A 19,883-nucleotide genomic window follows, 5' to 3' on the forward strand; every position below is an offset into this window, starting at 1 on the left:
ACGATGAACATTGTCTGGCAGTATTTAGATAAAAGAGCAGCGGCAATTAATGCCTTAAAAGATTACAGCAGCATGAAGTACATCATAGAACATACTGATGAGGACATTGCTACTCTCAACGAAGAAATGAGTTCCACTGCTTCTCCAGTTCTAAATGGCATGCCATCGACCCATGATCCAAAAGCAGGAGAGAAAAGGCTCATTGCCTGCATCAATGAAATTGATGTATTGAAAGAACGCTATCGTCAAGCACTGGAATACATGGACTGGTTTCAACCGGCGTGGGATGCCTTAACGGAGGATGAACAGTATGTGTTAAAGGAGTTCTATTTGGATGATGAACAAAAGCAGATAGATGCAGTGTATAACATTTGTGACCGCTTTAACATTGAACGTTCCTCTGCATACAACAAGAAGAATCGGGCGCTTCAGCATCTAGCGCTACTGCTCTATGGAAAGTAATGAGTAATATCGTGGACGATTTTATTAGAAATCGGTTATACAATGGTATTGTGAAAAACTGTAGAGAGCCTTCGTGGAAAAACCGCGGGGGCTTTTTCTATACCCAAATGGAGGTGCGAAATGCCAAGGAAACCTAAACGACCATGCTCTTCTCCTGGTTGTCCTGAGCTGACAGATGAACGCTTTTGTCCGGAGCATGCCAAAAAGGAAGCTTCACGATATGAAAAATATCAGCGCGATCCAGAGACGAGGAAGCGTTATGGTCGTGCGTGGAAAAGAATACGTGACGGTTACATCACAGCCCATCCTCTGTGTGAAGAGTGCAAAAGGCAGGGAAAGCTGACACCGGCTGCTGAAGTGCATCACATCCTTCCTTTGTCGCGAGGGGGAACACACGATGAAAGTAACTTGATGGCTCTTTGTACTCCTTGTCACTCTGCCATCACAGCAAGAGATGGAGACCGTTGGCCATCCCGGTAGGGGGAGTCGAATCTCTACAGCCTTTTAAGTGGACAACGGGCGTGGGGCTTCGTGCAAAAAGTCGCAGTTTCAAACGGGGTAATACCCCCTTAATAAGAAAAGAGGTGAGTTAATGGCCAAAGATGGTACAAATCGAGGTGGTGCCCGTATTGGATCTGGCCAGAAAAAGAAAGCACTTATAGATAAAATTGCTGAGGGAAATCCCGGAAAAAGAAAACTGGAAGTTATTGAATTTAAAAATACCGCAGAACTTCAAGGGCAGGAGATGCCACAGCCAAGGGCTATGCTTTCAGCAGTACAAAAGGATGGTAAAACCTTAGTAGCTAGCGAAATTTATGAGCTTACGTGGAAATGGCTTGAGGAGCGAGGGTGTGCACATCTAGTTCTACCACAGCTATTAGAAAGATATGCCATGAGTGCTGCTAGGTGGATACAGTGTGAGGAAGCAATAAGTGAGTTTGGTTTTCTTGCTAAGCATCCAACTACTGGCAACGCTATCCAAAGTCCATACGTTTCCATGAGCCATAATTTTATGAGTCAAACCAACAGACTCTGGATGGAAATATATCAGATTGTTCGTGAAAACTGTGCGACAGAGTATTCCGGTACAAATCCACAGGATGATGTGATGGAACGACTGTTGACTGCCCGTAGAGGTAAATAATAATAAGGAGATGTGAGATGAGTAAGAGATATTTAACAGCAGAAAGTGTATGTGCAGGACATCCTGATAAACTGTGCGATATTATTGCTGATAATATTTTGGATGAATGCTTTAGAAGAGATAAAGCGTCACGCGTAGCGTGTGAGGTTATGGCTACTAAAGGGAAAATTATCGTGGCGGGCGAGATCTCCTGCAGCGAGAAAATTGATATCAGAAGCATTGTTAAGAATGTGCTAAAAGAACTAGGTTATAACCCTTTGAAATTTTTAATTTATGTATATGTACACAATCAGAGTTCTGATATTGCAGCTGGTGTGAATACTGCACTAGAAGCACGAAATGGTATAAACGAACAATATGGTTCCATCGGCGCTGGTGATCAAGGTAGTATGTATGGTTATGCCACAAAAGAAACCAGAGAAATGCTTCCCCTTCCCCTTGTCTTATCTCATCGAATTGTAAAGAGACTAGATGAGGCAAGGAAAGGTAAACTTATTAAAGGTATCCTTCCCGATGGAAAAGCACAGGTGACCATTGAGTATAATGATGATGTTCCAGTGAGAGTTAAGACCATTGTAGTGTCAGTTCAGCATGAAAAGAATAAAACTCAGGAAGAGTTAAAATCAGATATTCTAAATAATGTGTTATGGCAGTGTTTTGAGGATTTCCCTTTTGATGATGAAACAGAAATTCTTATTAATCCATCTGGACAGTTTGTATTAGGAGGACCTGCTGCAGATACAGGTTTAACTGGAAGAAAGATCATGGTGGATACTTATGGTGGACTTGCATCACATGGTGGCGGAGCACTTTGTGGGAAAGATCCGACCAAAGTTGACCGAAGCGGAGCTTACATGGCTAGGTATATTGCTAAACATATTGTGTGGTGTGATTTGGCAGAGAAATGTGAAGTGGCTATTTCCTATGCCATTGGCAAGGCAAATCCTGTAGCTTTTTCTATAAATACTTTTGGAACAGGAACAGTTTCTGATGAAGTTCTAACCATTGCTGCTCAAGAAGTATTTAATTTGAGGCCTGCAGCAATTATAGAAAAGTTGCGACTTAGAAACATTCATTACTCTGATACAGCAGTCTATGGTCACTTTAACAGTTGCCTCTTCCCTTGGGAGGATGTTAATAAATATAGCGAACTAAAAGAGGCGGTGGAAAAATATGCAGATTGAGAAAATTAAGACGAAACTGCTGATCCCTGCTGATTATAATCCTAGAAAGGATTTAAAACCGGGTGATCCAGAGTACGAAAAGTTAAAACGCTCACTTGAGGAGTTTGGCTATGTTGAACCAGTTATTTGGAATAGAACCACAGGCAGAGTAGTTGGTGGCCATCAGCGGTTGAAAATCCTACTGAACATGGGTATGGAAGAAGTGGATTGCGTAGTTGTTGAGATGAATGAGGAAAAGGAAAAAGCCCTCAATATTGCATTGAACAAAATAAATGGAGATTGGGATAGGGAGAAACTAGCACTTCTCATTACAGACTTAAATGCTGCAGACTTTGATGTATCGCTGACAGGCTTTGACCCCGGAGAACTAGATGATCTTTTCAAGGATACGATGAAAGAAAAAATAAAAGAAGATGATTTTGATGTGGACAGCGAGCTGAATAAGCCCGCTGTTTCGCGTTTAGGAGATGTATGGATACTTGGTAAGCACAGACTGGTATGTGGAGACAGCACAAAAAAAGAAACATATAACATTTTAATGGAAGGAAAGGTCGCCAATCTGGTGGTAACTGATCCCCCATACAATGTCAACTATGAAGGAACCACTGGGAAAATCAAAAATGATAATATGGCCAATGACGCATTTTATCAATTTTTATTAGATGCCTTTAAGAATATCGAATCGGTATTGGCATCAGATGGAAGTATATATGTTTTCCATGCTGATACAGAAGGACTTAATTTTAGAAAAGCCTTTGTTGACGCAGGCTTTTATCTTTCCGGTACTTGTATTTGGAAGAAACAGTCATTGGTTCTTGGAAGATCCCCTTATCAGTGGCAGCATGAACCGGTGCTATTCGGTTGGAAAAAGAAGGGGAAGCATCTCTGGTATTCAGACCGTAAGCAATCAACCATTTGGGAATTTGATAAGCCGAAAAAGAATGCAGATCATCCGACTATGAAGCCCATTGCTTTAATTGCCTACCCCATTATGAATTCTAGCCTTACTAATAGTATCGTACTTGATCCTTTTGGAGGTTCTGGCTCGACGCTGATTGCCTGTGAACAGACCGATAGAATTTGCTATACCATCGAGCTGGATGAAAAGTACTGCGATGTTATTGTGAAGCGTTACATCGAGCAGGTTGGAACAGATAAAGAGGTATATGTCATTCGAGAAAAAGAGAAGATTCCATTTAATGTGGCAGCCACATCTTCTGATGAATTAGATTGATAGAGCAAGTTTTAAATTCATTTTTGCACAGAAATAACTTGCTATTGTGTAGCGTTAGAGTGATATATGGTACTACCAAATAAGAAAGGTGGTATGTAGGATGAAAATTGAATTTAATCGTACTGGTGGTGAGAGAAAGGCCCTCGTTACTGCGATTGGAGAAGTACTAGGTGAAAAGCCTGAATACAAAGGCGCACCAACATTTATTTATCAAATAGGCAGATTTGAAGTGGATAAGGAAGGTGCTCTTATTTTTGATGAGGGTGTTGTGGGCGAAAAAGCGGTCAAACTGCTTGATGAACTTAATAGTCGAGGATTTACTTATGTGAAACCAGAAGGCCTGGAACAGGGGCTTACAGATAATACAGATTTGTTGGTAATTGAAATACCTAAGGAAAACTTCACCGACATTGCCTTAAGTAACTTGGAAAAGATTCTGGAAAGCAAAGGAGATCTCATTAAAAAAGCACTTGGAGTAGAGGAATTACCTATTGAGCAAACAGAGGAAACTCTACGATTCCCTTGGTTTTCCTTTGATGAAGATGCTGAGAAAGTTAAAGCTTACACGCATTTCATTACAGCCCTTTGTGATATGGCAAAAAAACAGAAGAGAATCACTGCCACAGCTAAGGAAGTGGATAATGAAAAGTATGCCTTTCGTTGTTTTCTGTTAAGGTTAGGATTTATCGGTGAAGAATACAAGGCCGCAAGAAAGATACTCCTTTCCAAACTGAACGGAAGTTCTGCATTTAAAAGTGTAGTTGCTAAGCAGGAGGAGGTAGATGGAATTTGAAAACCATTAACCCTAATGTCTTAGAACAACTCAGAAGTATCTATAGGCCTGGAACACGAGTGGTTTTAGTAAAGATGAATGATCCCTATACCAAACTGGAACCTGGGACGAGAGGAACTGTCATTAGTGTAGATGATATTGGAACCATCCATGTGAATTGGGACTCTGGAAGCTCATTAGGTATTGTATATGGCGAGGATTCCTGCAGAAGGATTGAAGAATAAAGCACACGTTTTATCCTGAAAAAGTAAAGAAAAACTGTGTAAATTATGCTCCTTATATCGAATAATTGTCTTGCTATTTAACCCTTTTAGAGTGATATATGTACATGCCAAAAGGATAAACACACTTTAAAAGGAGTGAGGTACGATGTTAAGTGCAAAATTCGGAATCGAGATTGAATTTACAGGGATTACAAGGGAAAGGACAGCCAGAGTTGCTGCAGAGTTTTTGCAAGGCACTTATAGTGAAGGCGGGACTTACTACGACACTAAGAAGGTAAAAACTCCAGATGGTAGAGTTTGGAGATTTATGTATGATGGGAGCATTCACTGTCAAAGAAAAGAAGGTAGAAGAAAAGTAGCTGCAGGTAGAGATTATAGCGTTGAGCTAGTTAGCCCAATCCTAACTTACCGGGAGGACATTGAAACTTTGCAGGAGCTAGTAAGAAAGCTTCGCAAAGCTGGAGCCTTTACAAATACATCTTGCGGCATTCACATTCATCTAGACGGTGCTGAACATACCCCAAGAAGTATTCGAAACTTTATAAATATCATTGCAAGTAAAAATGACTTATTTTATAAAGCACTACAGATTGCACCGGAGCGAATGCGCTACTGCAAAAAGATGGACAGCATTTTGGTTGAGAAGATGAACCACAAAAAGCCTAAAACCATGAGACAAATTGAGGACATTTGGTACGAGGGTTACAGCGAGAGTAGAAGCACTCATTACCACAACAGCCGCTACCATTTCCTCAACCTTCACAGCTTTTTTACCGGAAACCATACAGTTGAACTTAGAGGTTTTAACAGCGAGCTTCATGCTGGAAAGATGAGAAGCTACATTGTTCTAGCGCTTGCCATCAACCATCAAGCCTTAACACAAAAGTGTGCATCAGCAAAGAAGCCACAGGTGGAGAACGAGAAATTTGCCATGAGAACCTACCTAAACCGGATTGGTTTCATTGGTGATGAATTTGCAAACTGCAGAGAGCATTTGACCGCAGCACTTTCGGGTTCAGCTGCATGGCGGTTTCGGGCGGCCTGAGCTGCCCCTAACCCACAAAGCTAAGAAGGAGGATTACAATGAATAATAAATTATATCTTGCCTATGGCTCCAACCTTAACCTGAAACAAATGGCCAACAGATGCCCCACAGCGAAGGTGGTAGGAGCAAGTCAAATCAATGACCACCGTTTATTATTTAGAGGGGCACACGCAGGCGCTGTGGCGACTATCGAGCCTTTTAAGGGTGGCAACGTACCCGTTTTAGTGTGGGAAATCACACCTGTCGATGAAGCGGCACTTGACCGTTACGAGGGATGGCCGTTCCTTTATCGCAAGGAAACAATAAAAGTGAAGTTGGGGGGTAAAACCGTTAAGGCGATGGTATACATCATGAATGATGGGAGGCCGCTTGGACAGCCGAGCTGTTATTATTACAGTACAATTTTAGAAGGCTATAAGAGTGCAGGCTTCGATGTGGAAATCCTGCGCAAAGCGACAACCGATTCAGTAGAATCGGAGGAGGTAGCCAATGAATGAGATAATTATGCAACAAATACTTGCCATTCGAGAAACAGGTGAAACGAATATGTTTGATCTTCCGGTTGTGACAAGTATTGCTTTAAGAGCAGGTTATACGGAGCTAGTAGATTACCTTGAAAAGAACAAAGGAGAATATGTCCATTTCATTTTGACAGGGGAAGCGAAAACAGAATAACCTAAACAAATTTTGAAGGAACTCTGCGGGGTTCCTTTTTTCGCTTTATAGGAAAGTTCTCCTTCGGAGAACTCTTGATATGAAAAGGGCCCGCATGGAGGCGGGCACAACAAGTAAACGATAGGTTTTAGAAGATATAGAAACCTTCAGCTCCCGGGAAGTCTTCGTCAAACGCATCGTCTTCATTTAAGAAGTAATCCATATCAAGCAAATCATCCTCACTCATGTGGCGGATGTCATCAGCGGTCATGCCTTCGGGTGGATTCTGTATATACTTGTTTCTGATTTCATCTGAACATTTTGACATAGTGTTTTCCTCCGTTTTATATATTTTATCACAGACGGAGGTGGTATGTATATATTTCATGCAGAAGAGAAAGTTGGGAGTCTTCCCATTGCCCTTTCATACATTTTGTCCAGAGAAATATGCTGATGTTTATGATAAAGCTCAAGAAAAAGCATTGTCTCGCCACAGCATGGACATTTGAGAGGATCATAACCAAAAGAGGATAAAGTGCAATTGCGCCAGCGATTGAATGAAAGAATAACCTTATGTTTTTCTTTTGATATGGCAAGAGATAGCTTTTTATCACTCTCACGTGTTCTTGCATAAAGACCATAGTAGCGGATTTGTTTGAAGTGTTTTTCAGGAATGTGCATGCTTAGTCGTTCAATGAATTCCATAACAGGAATGGTTTCAACGACAAGTTTGTCATCCTCATGACGATTGTAGTGAAAAGTTACATTTTCACCGTCGTAATCGTCGATACGAGAAGTGGCAATAACAGGACGACCAAGATAACGGCCTATGTATTTAGTAACAACTTTAGGATTACACTTATTAGGTTTTGCATAGACATAGAATCCTTCTTTATGTTCGTGGTAGCATTTAGCCTTGACCAGTTTAAAAGATGGCCCAAGCTTTTTCTCCATTAAGTTAAGGAGGGCTGTGCGAAAGGCGTTGCGAAGGAATGTGTAATTAAAGTGAGTTTTGGGACGCCAAATACCAGAGTTACCAATGCCACCTTCGGACAGAAGACAATGAATATGAGGATTCCATTTCAAGTCTCTACCAAAAGTGTGGAGAACAAGAATGAATCCAGGCGTGAATTTTTCGGCTTTATTGTCTTTGTGAAATAAGCGAAAGACAACACTTTGAACAGCTTCAAAAAGAAGATTAAGAAGTTTTCTATCTTCAAGAAAGTAATGTCTAAGTTCAGAATCAATGGTAAAAACACAGTGACGGTGCTGAGCATTGATTATCTTAAAAGACATAGAGGTAGTGCGGTCAATGGAATACTTAGTTCCACAGGTAGGACAGAAGCGACTGTGACAACGGAAAGGAACAAATTTAAGGGTACCACATTTGCCGCAACCATACATTGCACCACCAAAAGAAGGGTCACCGCAGTTAATCATACGATTAACATTTTCAATGACCGACTTGCGAGGGTGTAAAGTATAAATCATTCTTTCATAGTTATCTTTAAATATATCCTGAAGTATGTTGCTCATAAGATTATTATGAAGGATTTGTAGCAAAAAGAAAACCCCCTAAATCCCCTCAAGATTGAGGGGGAGGGGAGTTGAAGTGTCGAAGACACTTTTTTATAGCCATAAGGAGGTGGCGGCCATACGTAAACTAAAAAAATATAAGCCGACCATCTTTAAGGCAGATGGTTCGGTATATGATAAGGACGCTGCAGACATTGCGGTGTCTTTTATTAATTGCTTAAAACATACGAAGGGAGAATGGTATGGGCAACCATTTGAACTTATAGACTGGCAGGAACAGATTATCCGCGATGTGTTTGGGATTATAAAGCCTAATGGTTACCGTCAATTCAATACGGCATATATCGAAATCGCTAAAAAGCAAGGGAAATCTGAACTTGCAGCAGCGGTTGCGTTACTGCTTACCTGTGGTGATTTTGAGCATGGCGGTGAAGTATACGGATGTGCATCTGACAGACAGCAAGCTTCCATTGTTTTTGATGTAGCAGTGGATATGGTAGAACAATGTCCAGCTCTGAAAGCGAGGATTAAACCGGTACTATCGCAAAAACGACTTGTTTATAAACCCCTTGGTAGCTTTTATCAGGTTTTGTCTGCAGAAGCTTATACTAAGCATGGCCTAAATGTTCATGGCGTAGTTTTCGATGAACTTCATGCTCAGCCTAACCGCCAACTATTCGATGTCATGACTCATGGTTCCGGTGATGCCAGAAAACAACCACTGTATTTCTTAATCACAACTGCTGGGAATGATACCCATTCCATTTGCTACGAGGTGCATCAAAAGGCCAAAGATATCCTGGAAGGGCGAAAGGTTGACCCTACATTCTATCCTGTCATTTACGGTGCTGACGAAGATGATGACTGGACAGATCCAAAGGTATGGGCGAAAGCCAACCCCTCTCTGGGTATTACAGTGGACATTGAAAAGATACAGATTGCTTGTGAAAGCGCAAAGCAAAACCCAGCCGAAGAGAACCTATTCAGGCAGCTTCGTTTGAATCAATGGGTAAAACAGTCGGTGCGCTGGATGCCTATGGAGAAGTGGGATAAATGTTCATTTGCTGTAAATCCAGAAAACCTTGTAGGAAGAGAATGCTTCGGTGGTTTGGACTTATCATCTACTACAGATATTACAGCGTTCGTACTTATCTTCCCGCCTGAGTATGAAGGAGATAAATACATCGTTCTTCCCTACTTCTGGATACCGGAAGATAATCTGGACCAAAGGGTAAAGCGTGATCATGTTCCTTATGATGTTTGGGAGAAGCAGGGGTTCTTACACACCACTGAAGGAAACGTGGTGCATTATGGATACATCGAAAACTTTATCGAAGAGCTGGGCTTAAAGTACAACATTCGAGAAATTGCCTTTGACCGGTGGGGAGCTGTGCAGATGACACAAAACTTAGAGAACCTTGGGTTTACAGTAGTTCCTTTCGGTCAAGGTTTTAAAGATATGAGTCCGCCAACGAAGGAGCTTATGAAGCTTACCTTGGAAGAGAAACTGGCGCATGGTGGTCATCCGGTGCTCCGATGGATGATGGATAACATCTTTATCCGAACAGATCCTGCCGGTAATATTAAACCAGATAAAGAAAAGTCAACTGAGAGAATAGATGGAGCTGTCGCTACCATTATGGCTCTTGACCGAGCGATCCGCAAAGGTGGAACAGGTAACTCTGTTTATGATGGAAGAGGTTTATTGATTCTTTAATCTGCAAATTTATTATTATAACGTTTTTACTTGTAAAACAAAACAATCTCCGATATTATAGATTTATGAACAGAAGTCTGAACACAAGTCCGTAAAAGGAGGTTGAAAATGAGTTACAGGGTACAATTTACGATAAGTGATACTGAAAAAGAACAATTAATTGCTGAGGCAGCATCTGAAGGTTATCCCAATATCGCTGAGTTATGTAAAGTTAGAGCATTGCGGGGAAAAAGTACTTACGCAGATCTTTATAAAAGAATGGTAAAGAAAATAGATTCTTTACCTTCTGGACAGAAGTTCTTTCTAAGAGATTTAATAGATACTCCTCCAACACTACTTGGAAGATGGTTATATGACAATGTTGCAAATGGAACCATTAAAGGTGTTAAGCATCTCGGAAACAATGGATCAGATGCAGAAGAATATCTAAAGTTATAATAATGATTTTAGGAAAGGCATCTCAAACGCGAGGTGCTTTTTTCATGCCCAATTTTAAGGAGAGTGATGTATATGGGCCTCTTTTCAAAGCTATTTAAGGCGCGTGATAAACCGAAGGATCGAACCACAGGAAGCAATTATAGCTTCTTTTTTGGTGGAACAACCAGCGGTAAGCCTGTAAACGAACATACAGCAATGCAAATGACAGCGGTCTATTCATGCGTAAGAATACTTGCAGAGGCTGTGGCAGGGTTACCCCTCCACCTATATAAATACAATGCAAGCGGCGGTAAGGAAAAGGCTCTTTCTCATCCGCTGTATTTTGTATTACATGATGAACCTAACCCAGAGATGAGTTCCTTCGTTTTTCGGGAGACGTTGATGACTCATCTTTTATTATGGGGCAATGCCTATGCACAGATTATTCGAAATGGAAAAGGTGAAGTCATAGCACTGTATCCGTTAATGCCAAATCGAATGTCGGTGGACCGCGATTCCAGTGGTGCTCTTTATTATACCTATACCAGATATTCCGATGAAGCACCTACGATGAATGGAATGACGGTCACACTAAGGCCAAGCGATGTGCTTCATATTCCTGGCTTAGGATTTGATGGACTAGTAGGGTATTCTCCGATTGCAATGGCCAAGAATGCCATTGGTATGGCCATAGCCTGTGAGGAATATGGAGCTAAGTTTTTTGCAAATGGAGCAGCTCCGGGAGGTGTACTTGAGCATCCTGGAACGATTAATGACCCACAAAAAGTGCGAGATAGCTGGAATGCGGCCTATCAAGGAAGCAGCAACTCCCATCGTGTGGCAGTGCTTGAGGAAGGGATGAAGTATCAGCCTATTGGTATCTCACCAGAACAAGCTCAGTTTTTAGAGACAAGAAAGTTTCAGATTAATGAAATCGCTCGGATTTTCCGCGTACCTCCACATATGGTTGGGGACTTGGAAAAATCGAGCTTTTCTAATATTGAGCAACAGTCACTGGAGTTTGTGAAATACACTTTGGACCCTTGGGTGATACGTTGGGAGCAGGCCATCAGCCGAGCACTTTTAAGACCAGATGAAAAGAAGCTCTATTTTGCCAAGTTTAATGTGGATGGACTGCTTCGAGGTGATTATGTCTCTCGGATGAACGGTTATGCAACCGCGAGACAAAATGGTTGGATGAGTGCCAATGATATCCGAGAGCTAGAAAACCTTGACCGAATCCCACCTGAGCTTGGCGGGGACTTATATCTGATCAATGGCAATATGACCAAGCTTGCGGATGCGGGCATATTCGCAAATAGAGAAGGATTGGAGGGAAAAAATGAATGAAGAAATTTTGGAATTGGGTGCGTGATGAAGATATACAGACACGGACCCTCTATCTAAACGGTGCAATTGCTGAGGAGAGTTGGTTTGATGATGATATTACCCCTGCTGCTTTTAAAGCAGAGCTAATGAGTGGCGAGGGTGACATAGTAGTTTGGATTAATTCACCTGGTGGTGATTGTATCGCGGCATCACAGATTTACAACATGCTGATGGATTATAAAGGCAATGTCACCATAAAGATTGATGGCATTGCAGCATCAGCCGCCTCAGTCATTGCCATGGCAGGTACGGAAGTTTTAATGTCTCCAACATCACTGATGATGATCCATAATCCTTTCACCATAGCCATTGGCGATAGCGAGGAGATGCAAAAGGCAATGCAGATGCTGGATGAAGTTAAGGAAAGTATCATCAACGCTTATGAACTTAAAACCGATTTGTCTAGAACAAGGTTATCTCAACTGATGGATGCTGAAACTTGGCTAAATGCCAATAAGGCAGTCGAGCTTGGCTTTGCAGATGACATTATGTTCAAACCAGGAGAGAGTGCACTACAAGATAGCTTTGTCTTCAGCAGAAGAGCAGTGACTAATTCACTAATGAATAAGCTTCAAAAACCAGTTGTAAAACAGTCAGCCGAGTCGCTTTATGAGCGGCTTAATTTATTGAAATATTAGGAGGAAATGAAAATGAGTAAAATTCTTGAACTGCGTGAAAAGCGCGCAAAAGCATGGGAAGCAGCAAAGGCATTTCTTGATTCAAAGCGTGGTAGTGATGGACTTGTGTCCGCAGAGGATGCCGCAACCTACGACAAAATGGAAGCAGACATTATTAATCTGGGTAAGGAAATTGCAAGACTGGAGCGCCAAGAAGCTCTTGAAGCAGAGCTTAATAAGCCTGTAAACACACCTCTTACCGAAAAACCAGCTATTCCGGGGATGGATACAAAGACCGGAAGAGCCAGTGATGAGTACAGAAAGGCATTCTGGAACGTAATGCGTAGCAAAACTCCTCGTCATGATGTGCTAAATGCTTTGTCTGTAGGCACTGATTCAGAGGGAGGATATCTTGTTCCTGATGAATTTGAGCGTACTTTAGTTCAAACCCTTGAGGAAGAGAATGTATTCCGTAAACTGGCAAAAATTATTCAGACTTCAAGCGGTGACCGCAAAATCCCTGTTGTTGTGACTAAGGGTACAGCGGCTTGGCTTGATGAAGGTGAGGAGTTTGATGAGAGCGATTCTGTATTTGGCCAGACATCTATCGGTGCCTATAAGCTGGGTACAATGATTAAAGTTTCTGATGAACTTCTCAATGACAGTGTATTTGATCTGGAGAATTATATCTCCACTGAATTTGCCCGTAGAATCGGTGCTAAGGAAGAAGAAGCTTTTTTAGTTGGAGATGCAGATGGGAAACCTACAGGAATTTTCAACGCTACTGGTGGTGCACAGCTTGGAGTGACAGCCGGGTCTGCAACTGCCATTACGGCAGATGAGATTATCGATCTTGTTTATTCCCTAAAGGCTCCTTACAGAAAGAACGCAGTATTCCTGATGAATGATGCAACAGTAAAAGCAATCCGTAAACTGAAAGACGGTCAAGGTCAATATCTGTGGCAGCCTTCTTTAACAGCAGGTACTCCAGATACGTTGCTGAATCGTCCGGTTTACACTTCTGCTTATGCTCCTATTATTGAAGCCGGAGCAAAGACGATTGCCTTCGGTGATTTCGGATACTATTGGATTGCTGACAGACAGGGGCGTTCTTTCAAACGTTTAAACGAGCTTTTTGCAACTACTGGGCAGGTTGGTTTCCTTGCGAGCCAGCGTGTAGATGGAAAGCTCATTTTACCTGAAGCCATCAAAGTTTTTCAGCAGAAAGCTTAATGGGAGGTGCAAATTATGAGCTATAACGCAAAGAACTACACCGAACAAGGTGGAGAAAAAACCGTTATTGGTGGAGAACTTGTCATTGAAGAGGGAGCCAAAGTAACTGGGCTCCCTGTTCTTGAAAATCAACCGGCAAGCACTGCGGATACTGTAGAAGCTCTAGTGACGGACTTTAATGCCTTGCTCAGTAAGCTGAAAACTGCAGGAATCATGAATGGAGATACACCTTAGAAAGGATAGTGATGGTGATGACACTTTTAGAAAAAGTTAAAGCAAATCTAATTCTTGAGCACGATCGCGATGATGAACTTCTTCAGATGTACATCACCACCGCTATCGCATATGCCGAGAGTTATCAGCATGTACCGGAAGGTCATTATAATGAGAACACAATGCCGCCAACTACCGAGCAGGCCGTCATTATGTTGTCATCTCACTTCTATGAAAGTAGGGATGGTAGCACTGGCGGCTTTTTTGCTGATAACGTGCAGGCAGGCCAGCAGGTTTGGAACACTGTAAATTTACTGCTCAGGCTTGACCGGGATTGGAAGGTGTAGAGTATGAGTTTTGGAAAAATGAATACCTTTATCGATCTCATTTTTGTTGAAAGAACGAAAGACAGTGAAGGCTTTGGTAAATCTAAGGACACCATCCTCGCTTCCGTTCGTGCTTATAAGGAAGATCGTCATGGAAATGAAAAGTGGGCTAACCGAGCGGCATTTTCTGAAGCAACTGCTCTGTTTTGTTTTCGTAAGATACCTGATGTTGAGGTATCTACCAATATGGTGATTGTGTGTAATGATGGCCGCTATGAGATTACAAATGTTGAAGATGTAAAAGGTCGAGGCATGTATATTGAAGCCTTGGCAAAAAAGGTGGTGGGGTCAAGTGGCTAAGTTACAAGTAAAAATGCCTGAGGATTTTCTTTTAAAGCTTTCAAAGCTTGGCGATAAGACGGATGAAATCATCCCAAAGGTACTTGAGTCAGGCGGGGAAATCGTTTTGGAAAAGGTTAGATCTAATTTGCAAGCTATAGTTGGTAGTGGAACAAAAGAAAAAAGTCGGTCTACAGGAGAACTGATTAGTTCGTTGGGTCTTTCTCCCGCTAAAGTGGACTGGAATGGCAATTTCAACGTGAAGATAGGTTTTAAGGAGCCACGAAGAAGCGGCGAAAGTAACGCTAAGATTGCCAATATCATCGAATATGGAAAATCGGGTCAGCCACCAAAACCATTTTTAAAGCCTGCAAGAAGGGCTTCAAGAAAAGCATGTATTGACGCTATGAAGAAGATGTTTGAGCAGGAGGTCGAAAACTTATGAGTATATTAAATGAGCTTAATCTCATAGCAGATTTGTGCGGTATCCCAGTAGAAACAGGAAGATTTTCTGGTGTTCCTCCTGATACTTATCTTGTGATTACACCTCTTATTGATTTGTTTGAGGTTCATGCGGATAACACACCGGGATATGAAGTACAGGAAGCCAGACTTTCCTTATTTGTGAAAGGCAGTTATACAGCTATAAAAAATGCCATTGTCCGCACTCTTCTAGGTGCGGATTTTACGATAACGGATCGTCGATACATCGGACATGAGGATGATACCGATTATCACCATTATGCCATAGATGTGGCTAAACCATATGAATTTCAATTGGAAAAGGAGGAATAAAACATGGCTACAATCGGTCTGGATAGACTTTATTATGCAAAAATCACCGAAGATGACAACGGTGATGAAACCTATGATACACCGATGCCGCTGGCAAAAGCAATCAGTGCAGAACTTTCCGTTGAGCTTGCTGAGGCCACTCTTTATGCCGATGATGGTGCCGCTGAAATTGTCAAAGAATTTAAAAGTGGTACCCTAACTCTCGGTATTGATGATATAGGGGTAGCAGCTGCAGGAGATTTAACAGGAGCAACCATTGATGACAACCATGTACTCATTTCAACCAGTGAGGATGGAGGGGCTCCTGTTGCAATTGGCTTTAGAGCACAAAAAGCAAACGGTAAATACCGATACTTTTGGCTGTATCGTGTGAAGTTTGGAATTCCTGCAACAAACTTGGCGACCAAAGGTGATAGTATTACTTTCTCAACTCCGACCATTGAAGGAACAGTACTTCGTAGAAATAAGCTGGATGGTCAGGGTAAGCATCCATGGAAAGCAGAAGTAAACGAGGGTGATGAGGGCGTAACCCAGGCAATTATTAATGGTTGGTATAGCGAAGTGTATGAGCCTATATTTGCTGCTTCTGGCGGAAGTGGAGAATAAGGGGGATTGAAATGGATAACGAAAGAAGTGCAAAGATCAATATTGGCGGGCAGGAGTATGAGCTTATTCTTACCACTAAAGCCACAAAAGAAATTGCTGGGAGATATGGTGGCCTTGAAAATTTGGGTGAAAAATTAATGAAGTCTGAGAACTTCGAAATGGCACTGGATGAAATAGTCTGGTTGATAACTTTAATGGCCAATCAGAGCCTACTCATTCACAACCTTCGAAATCCAGATAACAAAAAGCTGCTGCTTACTCAAGAAGAAGTTGAACTTCTAACCTCTCCTTTGGAACTAGCTACTTATAAAAACGCTTTGACAGAAGCAATGTTTAAGGGAACCAAGAGAAATGTAGAATCTGAAGATGGCTCAAAAAACGTGCAAACCGGGTAAACGAGAATGAACTCTTTACCCGGCTTTTATATTACGGGACTGTTCATTTAAATCGTACCGAAGAGGAAACATGGCTTACACCTATTGGCTTGCTTATGGATTTATGGGAGTGCCATAAGCAGTTTCTTGGAATGTCCAAACCAAAACGGAAGATTTACATCGATGACATTATTCCTTATGGTATTTGATCTTTCAAAGAAAGGAGGCGATAATCTTGGCAGATAATTTTGGTTTAAAAATCGGAGTGGAAGGCGAAAAGGAATTCAAAAATGCACTTCGTGACATTAACCAAGCATTTAAAGTATTAGGTAGTGAGATGGCTCTAGTCAGTTCCCAGTTTGATAAAAACGATAAATCCATCCAAGCCTTAACTGCGCGAAATGAAGTATTAGAAAAATCCATTGATGCACAAAAAGAAAAAATAGAGACACTACGAGCTGCCCTAGATAACGCCTCTACTTCTTTTGGAGAAAACGATCGTAGAACTCAAAACTGGCAGATTCAACTAAATAAATCTTTGGCTGAACTTAATGGCATGGAGCGTGAACTTGAAAATAACCATAAAGTGCTACGAGACCATGCCGACGCCACAGATGACAGTGCTGATAACATGGAAGATGCCGCTGATGCAGCCAACGAACTTGCAGATAATGTTGATGATGTTGGCGATGAAATGGATGATGCTAGCAAGAAAACCTCTGTTTTTGGAGATGTACTTAAAGCAAATTTGTTATCAGAAGCCATAATTGGTGGGGTAAAAGCTTTAGGCTCAGCCATTGCGGGAATTGGAAAAGCCTTTATAGGCGCTATGAAAGATGGCGTTGAGTACAACGCTCAAATGGAAAACTACACAGCTTCCTTTACCACCATGCTTGGTGATGAGGCTAAAGCTCAAAAGCTGGTTAATGATCTGAAAAAAGAAGCAGCAGCTACACCATTTGGAATGCAGGATCTTGCCCAATCAGCTCAAACCCTTATGAGCTTTGGTATGTCTGCAGAAGAAGCTCAAAAACGCATGAAGCAGCTGGGTGATATATCTCAGGGAGATGCCGAGAAGTTCAAAAGCCTGACACTGGCATTTGCACAAATGTCCTCTACTGGTAAGTTAACCGGACAGGACTTGATGCAAATGATTAATGCAGGATTTAACCCACTAGAGGAAATCTCGCGTAAGACAGGAAAATCCATTGGTGAACTTAAGGATGAAATGTCCAAAGGGGCAATATCTGCAGATATGGTCGCAGAAGCGTTTGCATCAGCCACATCGGAAGGTGGCCGTTTCTATGGGTCAATGGAAGCTCAGTCAAGAACCTTTTCTGGGCAGATGGCAACTCTCGAAGATGGTGTTGCTTCATTGAAGGGCCAACTTGCTGAAGGCTTAACAACTATGCTTTCCGGTACCGTTCTTCCCATGGTTAATGGTTGGGTCGATGAATTGTCTGGAGCATTTCAAAAAGACGGTGTTCAAGGCTTAATTGATGCTTTTGGAGGAATCTTAGAGGAAGCAGTTCAGTTTATATCTGAGCAGTTGCCAGTTGTAGTAGATATTGCTTCGCAGATTATTATTTCTCTGGTTCAAGGGCTTACCTCTGCATTACCACAAATAACAGAAGCTGCAGTCATGCTACTGATGACATTAGTCAATGGAATCATTGAAACACTTCCAGCGCTAATTACAGCAGGTATTCAAATGATTGGAACCATAATAAGTGGAATTGCAGAAGCTCTGCCACAGTTAATTCCTGCTGCAGTTTCAGCGGTGGTACAAATCGTACAAGGGCTTTTGGATAACCTTCCTATGGTTTTAGAAGCAGCTCTGCAACTTGTACTTGGATTAACTCAAGGTATTTTAGATGCCCTTCCAGTGCTGATTGCGGCTTTGCCAGCCATTATTACTGGAATAGTAGATTTTGTTATAGGCGCAATACCTCAAATAATCGAGGCTGGTATTCAACTTCTGACATCTTTAATTGGTGCTTTGCCAGAAATCATTACCGCCATTGTAGAAGCAATTCCTCAGATTGTTGACGGGTTAATCACAGCGATTTTGGGCTCAATCCCACAGCTCATTGATGCTGGGGTTCAACTGCTAGTGGCACTGATTCAAAATCTACCACTAATTATTACAACAGTTATTACTGCTATACCAAAGATTGTATCCTCTCTTGTGAATGCTATTATTGGCAGCATACCACAGATCATTCAAGCAGGAATCATGCTGTTGGTTTCGCTGATTAAGAACCTTCCAACAATTATAGTAGAGGTTGTTAAAGCAGTGCCACAAATTATTACAGCACTGGTTAAAGGTTTTACAGGATCTATTTGGCAAATTGCCCAGGTTGGGACCAATTTAATCAAAGGTTTGTGGCAGGGTATTTCAGATGCCGGAGCCTGGCTTTGGGATAAAATCTCAGGCTTTTTTGGTGGTGTTGTAGATAAAATAAAAAATTTCTTTGGAATTCGATCGCCATCTACATTGTTTGCTGGAATTGGCGAAAACATGGGAGAGGGTATTGGTGTCGGTTTTGAAAAAGCCATGAATAGTGTTAGCCAGGATATGCAAAACGCTATCCCTACTGATTTTGACATTAACCCTAATCTGAATATGAATGGAGCCGGTATTAGTAGCGGATATGGAACATTTGGAGGGTCATTAATTACGATACAACAGATGATTGTTCGAAGTGAAGACGATATTAGAAAGATTTCACAGGAGTTATACAATTTGATGCAGACAGGATCTCGAGCTCAGGGAAGATTTATAACTGCGTAAAGGAGGGCGATGTATGGGCTTTATTTATAACGGTATTAACTCAAAGAATATGAAAATAAAAGCAAGGCTCACAAGTTGGCAAGCATCGCCCGCTTTAAGAAACACGTATGAGGTTGTTCCGGGAAAGGCAGGGGTTGCTGATTTTGGTTGTGATATCTCAGAGCGGATCATTACGATTAGCTGCAGCATATATCCTCAAAAGAGCTTTGAGGATTTAGTAGGCGTGTTAGATGATCTTGCAGAGTGGCTCAACCCTATGAACGGTCTTAAACAGCTTGTATTAGAGGATATTCCGAATCGATACTTTTATGCTCGCCTCACTGAACAAGTGGACTGCGAGAGATTACTTAGAACTGCAGGTGCCTTTGAGTTGAAGTTTATCTGTCCTGATCCTCACGCCTATGCGTTGACAGATGAACAATTCACGATTTCAAGTGTTGGAACTCATGAGATCCAAAGAATAACCGGGAATGCAGATTCAGAACCGATATATCAACTTAAGGGCACAATAAGTGGATCTACATCCACATATATTTCCATTACCACGAATGGAGAGGAGCTTCGAGTGGTTGGAGCTTTGACGGCAGATGAAGCGCTTGTAATTGATAGCGGATTAGTGACAGCAAAAATAACCGATGCCAACGGAAATACACTTCGAAATGGGCTTCCAGTCCTGGATGAGCTAAACTTCCCTATACTTCACAAAGGTGAAAATGAAATAACAGTATCAGCGGTGGGAGCAACATTTTCGGAGCTGAAGATTCTGGCCAAAAGCAGATGGAGGTGA

26 protein-coding genes are annotated in these 19,883 nt (G+C 41.7%); 24 read left to right on the top strand and 2 right to left on the bottom strand.

Going from position 1 to position 19,883, the window contains the following annotated elements; translation table 11 throughout:
* Positions 1–3: 3 nt before the first annotated feature.
* From NSA23_RS06295 to NSA23_RS06340, 10 genes are all read left to right on the top strand, one after another.
* Positions 4–462, top strand: coding sequence for an ArpU family phage packaging/lysis transcriptional regulator (locus NSA23_RS06295; RefSeq protein WP_042679872.1), 459 nt, complete (start codon positions 4–6; stop codon positions 460–462).
* Positions 463–582: 120 nt separating this feature from the next.
* The gene (locus NSA23_RS06300; RefSeq protein WP_042679870.1) at positions 583–942 is read left to right on the top strand and encodes an HNH endonuclease; all 360 of its coding nucleotides are present in this window, start codon (positions 583–585) and stop codon (positions 940–942) included.
* A 112-nt stretch (positions 943–1,054) separates the two neighbouring features.
* A complete protein-coding gene (locus NSA23_RS06305) occupies positions 1,055–1,606 on the top strand; it encodes a P27 family phage terminase small subunit (protein WP_009052899.1) in 552 nt (183 codons plus the stop codon).
* A 17-nt stretch (positions 1,607–1,623) separates the two neighbouring features.
* Positions 1,624–2,790 carry a methionine adenosyltransferase gene (metK, locus tag NSA23_RS06310; protein ID WP_147524971.1) on the top strand — a complete coding sequence of 389 codons (1,167 nt, stop codon included), beginning with the start codon at positions 1,624–1,626 and terminating at the stop codon, positions 2,788–2,790.
* Entirely contained in the window at positions 2,780–4,024 is a 1,245-nt protein-coding gene (locus NSA23_RS06315; RefSeq protein ID WP_257490342.1) for a site-specific DNA-methyltransferase, read from the top strand. The genes metK and NSA23_RS06315 overlap by 11 nt, the downstream gene beginning before the upstream one ends.
* A gap of 100 nt (positions 4,025–4,124) precedes the next feature.
* Complete coding sequence (locus tag NSA23_RS06320; protein WP_042679859.1) at positions 4,125–4,817, top strand: virulence protein; 693 nt, start codon at positions 4,125–4,127, stop codon at positions 4,815–4,817.
* Positions 4,814–5,041 carry a DUF4314 domain-containing protein gene (locus tag NSA23_RS06325; RefSeq protein ID WP_039652078.1) on the top strand — a complete coding sequence of 76 codons (228 nt, stop codon included), beginning with the start codon at positions 4,814–4,816 and terminating at the stop codon, positions 5,039–5,041. The genes NSA23_RS06320 and NSA23_RS06325 overlap by 4 nt, the downstream gene beginning before the upstream one ends.
* A 145-nt stretch (positions 5,042–5,186) precedes the next feature.
* Positions 5,187–6,086, top strand: a complete 900-nt coding sequence (locus NSA23_RS06330; RefSeq protein WP_257490343.1) for an amidoligase family protein — start codon at positions 5,187–5,189, stop codon at positions 6,084–6,086.
* Between the two features lie 38 nt (positions 6,087–6,124).
* A complete protein-coding gene (locus tag NSA23_RS06335) occupies positions 6,125–6,583 on the top strand; it encodes a gamma-glutamylcyclotransferase family protein (protein WP_021401004.1) in 459 nt (152 codons plus the stop codon).
* Positions 6,576–6,761, top strand: a complete 186-nt coding sequence (locus NSA23_RS06340) for a DUF5049 domain-containing protein (RefSeq protein WP_021401016.1) — start codon at positions 6,576–6,578, stop codon at positions 6,759–6,761. The genes NSA23_RS06335 and NSA23_RS06340 overlap by 8 nt, the downstream gene beginning before the upstream one ends.
* Positions 6,762–6,888: 127 nt before the next feature.
* Here NSA23_RS06340 and NSA23_RS06345 read toward each other — a convergent pair whose 3' ends face one another.
* Together NSA23_RS06345 and NSA23_RS06350 are read right to left on the bottom strand one after the other, a co-directional pair.
* Positions 6,889–7,068, bottom strand: a complete 180-nt coding sequence (locus NSA23_RS06345) for a hypothetical protein (RefSeq protein ID WP_042679852.1) — start codon at positions 7,066–7,068, stop codon at positions 6,889–6,891.
* Between the two features lie 56 nt (positions 7,069–7,124).
* Entirely contained in the window at positions 7,125–8,276 is a 1,152-nt protein-coding gene (locus tag NSA23_RS06350) for an IS91 family transposase (protein WP_042679924.1), read from the bottom strand.
* 76 nt (positions 8,277–8,352) lie between these two features.
* On the opposite strand from NSA23_RS06350, the gene NSA23_RS06355 reads away from it, so the two are divergent.
* The 14 genes from NSA23_RS06355 to NSA23_RS06420 all read left to right on the top strand — a co-directional run bounded on the left by NSA23_RS06355 (position 8,353) and on the right by NSA23_RS06420 (position 19,883).
* Positions 8,353–9,993 carry a terminase large subunit gene (locus NSA23_RS06355; RefSeq protein ID WP_246119176.1) on the top strand — a complete coding sequence of 547 codons (1,641 nt, stop codon included), beginning with the start codon at positions 8,353–8,355 and terminating at the stop codon, positions 9,991–9,993.
* A 108-nt stretch (positions 9,994–10,101) separates the two neighbouring features.
* Positions 10,102–10,431 (top strand): hypothetical protein, encoded by a 330-nt coding sequence (locus tag NSA23_RS06360; protein WP_021401040.1) that lies wholly within the window; start codon positions 10,102–10,104, stop codon positions 10,429–10,431.
* A 72-nt stretch (positions 10,432–10,503) separates the two neighbouring features.
* Positions 10,504–11,760, top strand: a complete 1,257-nt coding sequence (locus NSA23_RS06365) for a phage portal protein (RefSeq protein WP_042679850.1) — start codon at positions 10,504–10,506, stop codon at positions 11,758–11,760.
* Entirely contained in the window at positions 11,757–12,437 is a 681-nt protein-coding gene (locus tag NSA23_RS06370) for a head maturation protease, ClpP-related (protein ID WP_024400896.1), read from the top strand. The genes NSA23_RS06365 and NSA23_RS06370 overlap by 4 nt, the downstream gene beginning before the upstream one ends.
* Before the next feature lie 12 nt (positions 12,438–12,449).
* Positions 12,450–13,649, top strand: a complete 1,200-nt coding sequence (locus tag NSA23_RS06375; protein ID WP_257490344.1) for a phage major capsid protein — start codon at positions 12,450–12,452, stop codon at positions 13,647–13,649.
* Positions 13,650–13,664: 15 nt separating this feature from the next.
* Positions 13,665–13,883 (top strand): Head fiber protein, encoded by a 219-nt coding sequence (locus NSA23_RS06380; protein ID WP_024400894.1) that lies wholly within the window; start codon positions 13,665–13,667, stop codon positions 13,881–13,883.
* Between the two features lie 17 nt (positions 13,884–13,900).
* Positions 13,901–14,209: a head-tail connector protein gene (locus NSA23_RS06385; protein ID WP_024400893.1), complete on the top strand. Its 309-nt coding sequence runs from the start codon at positions 13,901–13,903 to the stop codon at positions 14,207–14,209.
* Between the two features lie 3 nt (positions 14,210–14,212).
* On the top strand, positions 14,213–14,548 hold the full coding sequence (locus NSA23_RS06390) for a head-tail adaptor protein (protein ID WP_024400892.1): 336 nt from the start codon (positions 14,213–14,215) through the stop codon (positions 14,546–14,548).
* Positions 14,541–14,972 carry an HK97-gp10 family putative phage morphogenesis protein gene (locus tag NSA23_RS06395; protein ID WP_042679847.1) on the top strand — a complete coding sequence of 144 codons (432 nt, stop codon included), beginning with the start codon at positions 14,541–14,543 and terminating at the stop codon, positions 14,970–14,972. Before NSA23_RS06390 ends, NSA23_RS06395 begins: the two co-directional genes overlap by 8 nt.
* Positions 14,969–15,322 carry a hypothetical protein gene (locus NSA23_RS06400; RefSeq protein ID WP_024400890.1) on the top strand — a complete coding sequence of 118 codons (354 nt, stop codon included), beginning with the start codon at positions 14,969–14,971 and terminating at the stop codon, positions 15,320–15,322. Before NSA23_RS06395 ends, NSA23_RS06400 begins: the two co-directional genes overlap by 4 nt.
* 3 nt (positions 15,323–15,325) lie before the next feature.
* Positions 15,326–15,928 (top strand): major tail protein, encoded by a 603-nt coding sequence (locus tag NSA23_RS06405; protein ID WP_042679844.1) that lies wholly within the window; start codon positions 15,326–15,328, stop codon positions 15,926–15,928.
* Positions 15,929–15,939: 11 nt separating this feature from the next.
* Positions 15,940–16,323 (top strand): hypothetical protein, encoded by a 384-nt coding sequence (locus tag NSA23_RS06410; RefSeq protein WP_039652084.1) that lies wholly within the window; start codon positions 15,940–15,942, stop codon positions 16,321–16,323.
* A gap of 214 nt (positions 16,324–16,537) precedes the next feature.
* On the top strand, positions 16,538–19,096 hold the full coding sequence (locus tag NSA23_RS06415) for a phage tail protein (RefSeq protein ID WP_042679837.1): 2,559 nt from the start codon (positions 16,538–16,540) through the stop codon (positions 19,094–19,096).
* 13 nt (positions 19,097–19,109) lie between these two features.
* Positions 19,110–19,883: a distal tail protein Dit gene (locus tag NSA23_RS06420; RefSeq protein WP_024400887.1), complete on the top strand. Its 774-nt coding sequence runs from the start codon at positions 19,110–19,112 to the stop codon at positions 19,881–19,883.

The sequence above is a fragment of the Anaerosalibacter massiliensis genome (assembly GCF_024623155.1).
In the GTDB taxonomy this organism is placed as follows: domain Bacteria; phylum Bacillota; class Clostridia; order Tissierellales; family Sporanaerobacteraceae; genus Anaerosalibacter; species Anaerosalibacter massiliensis.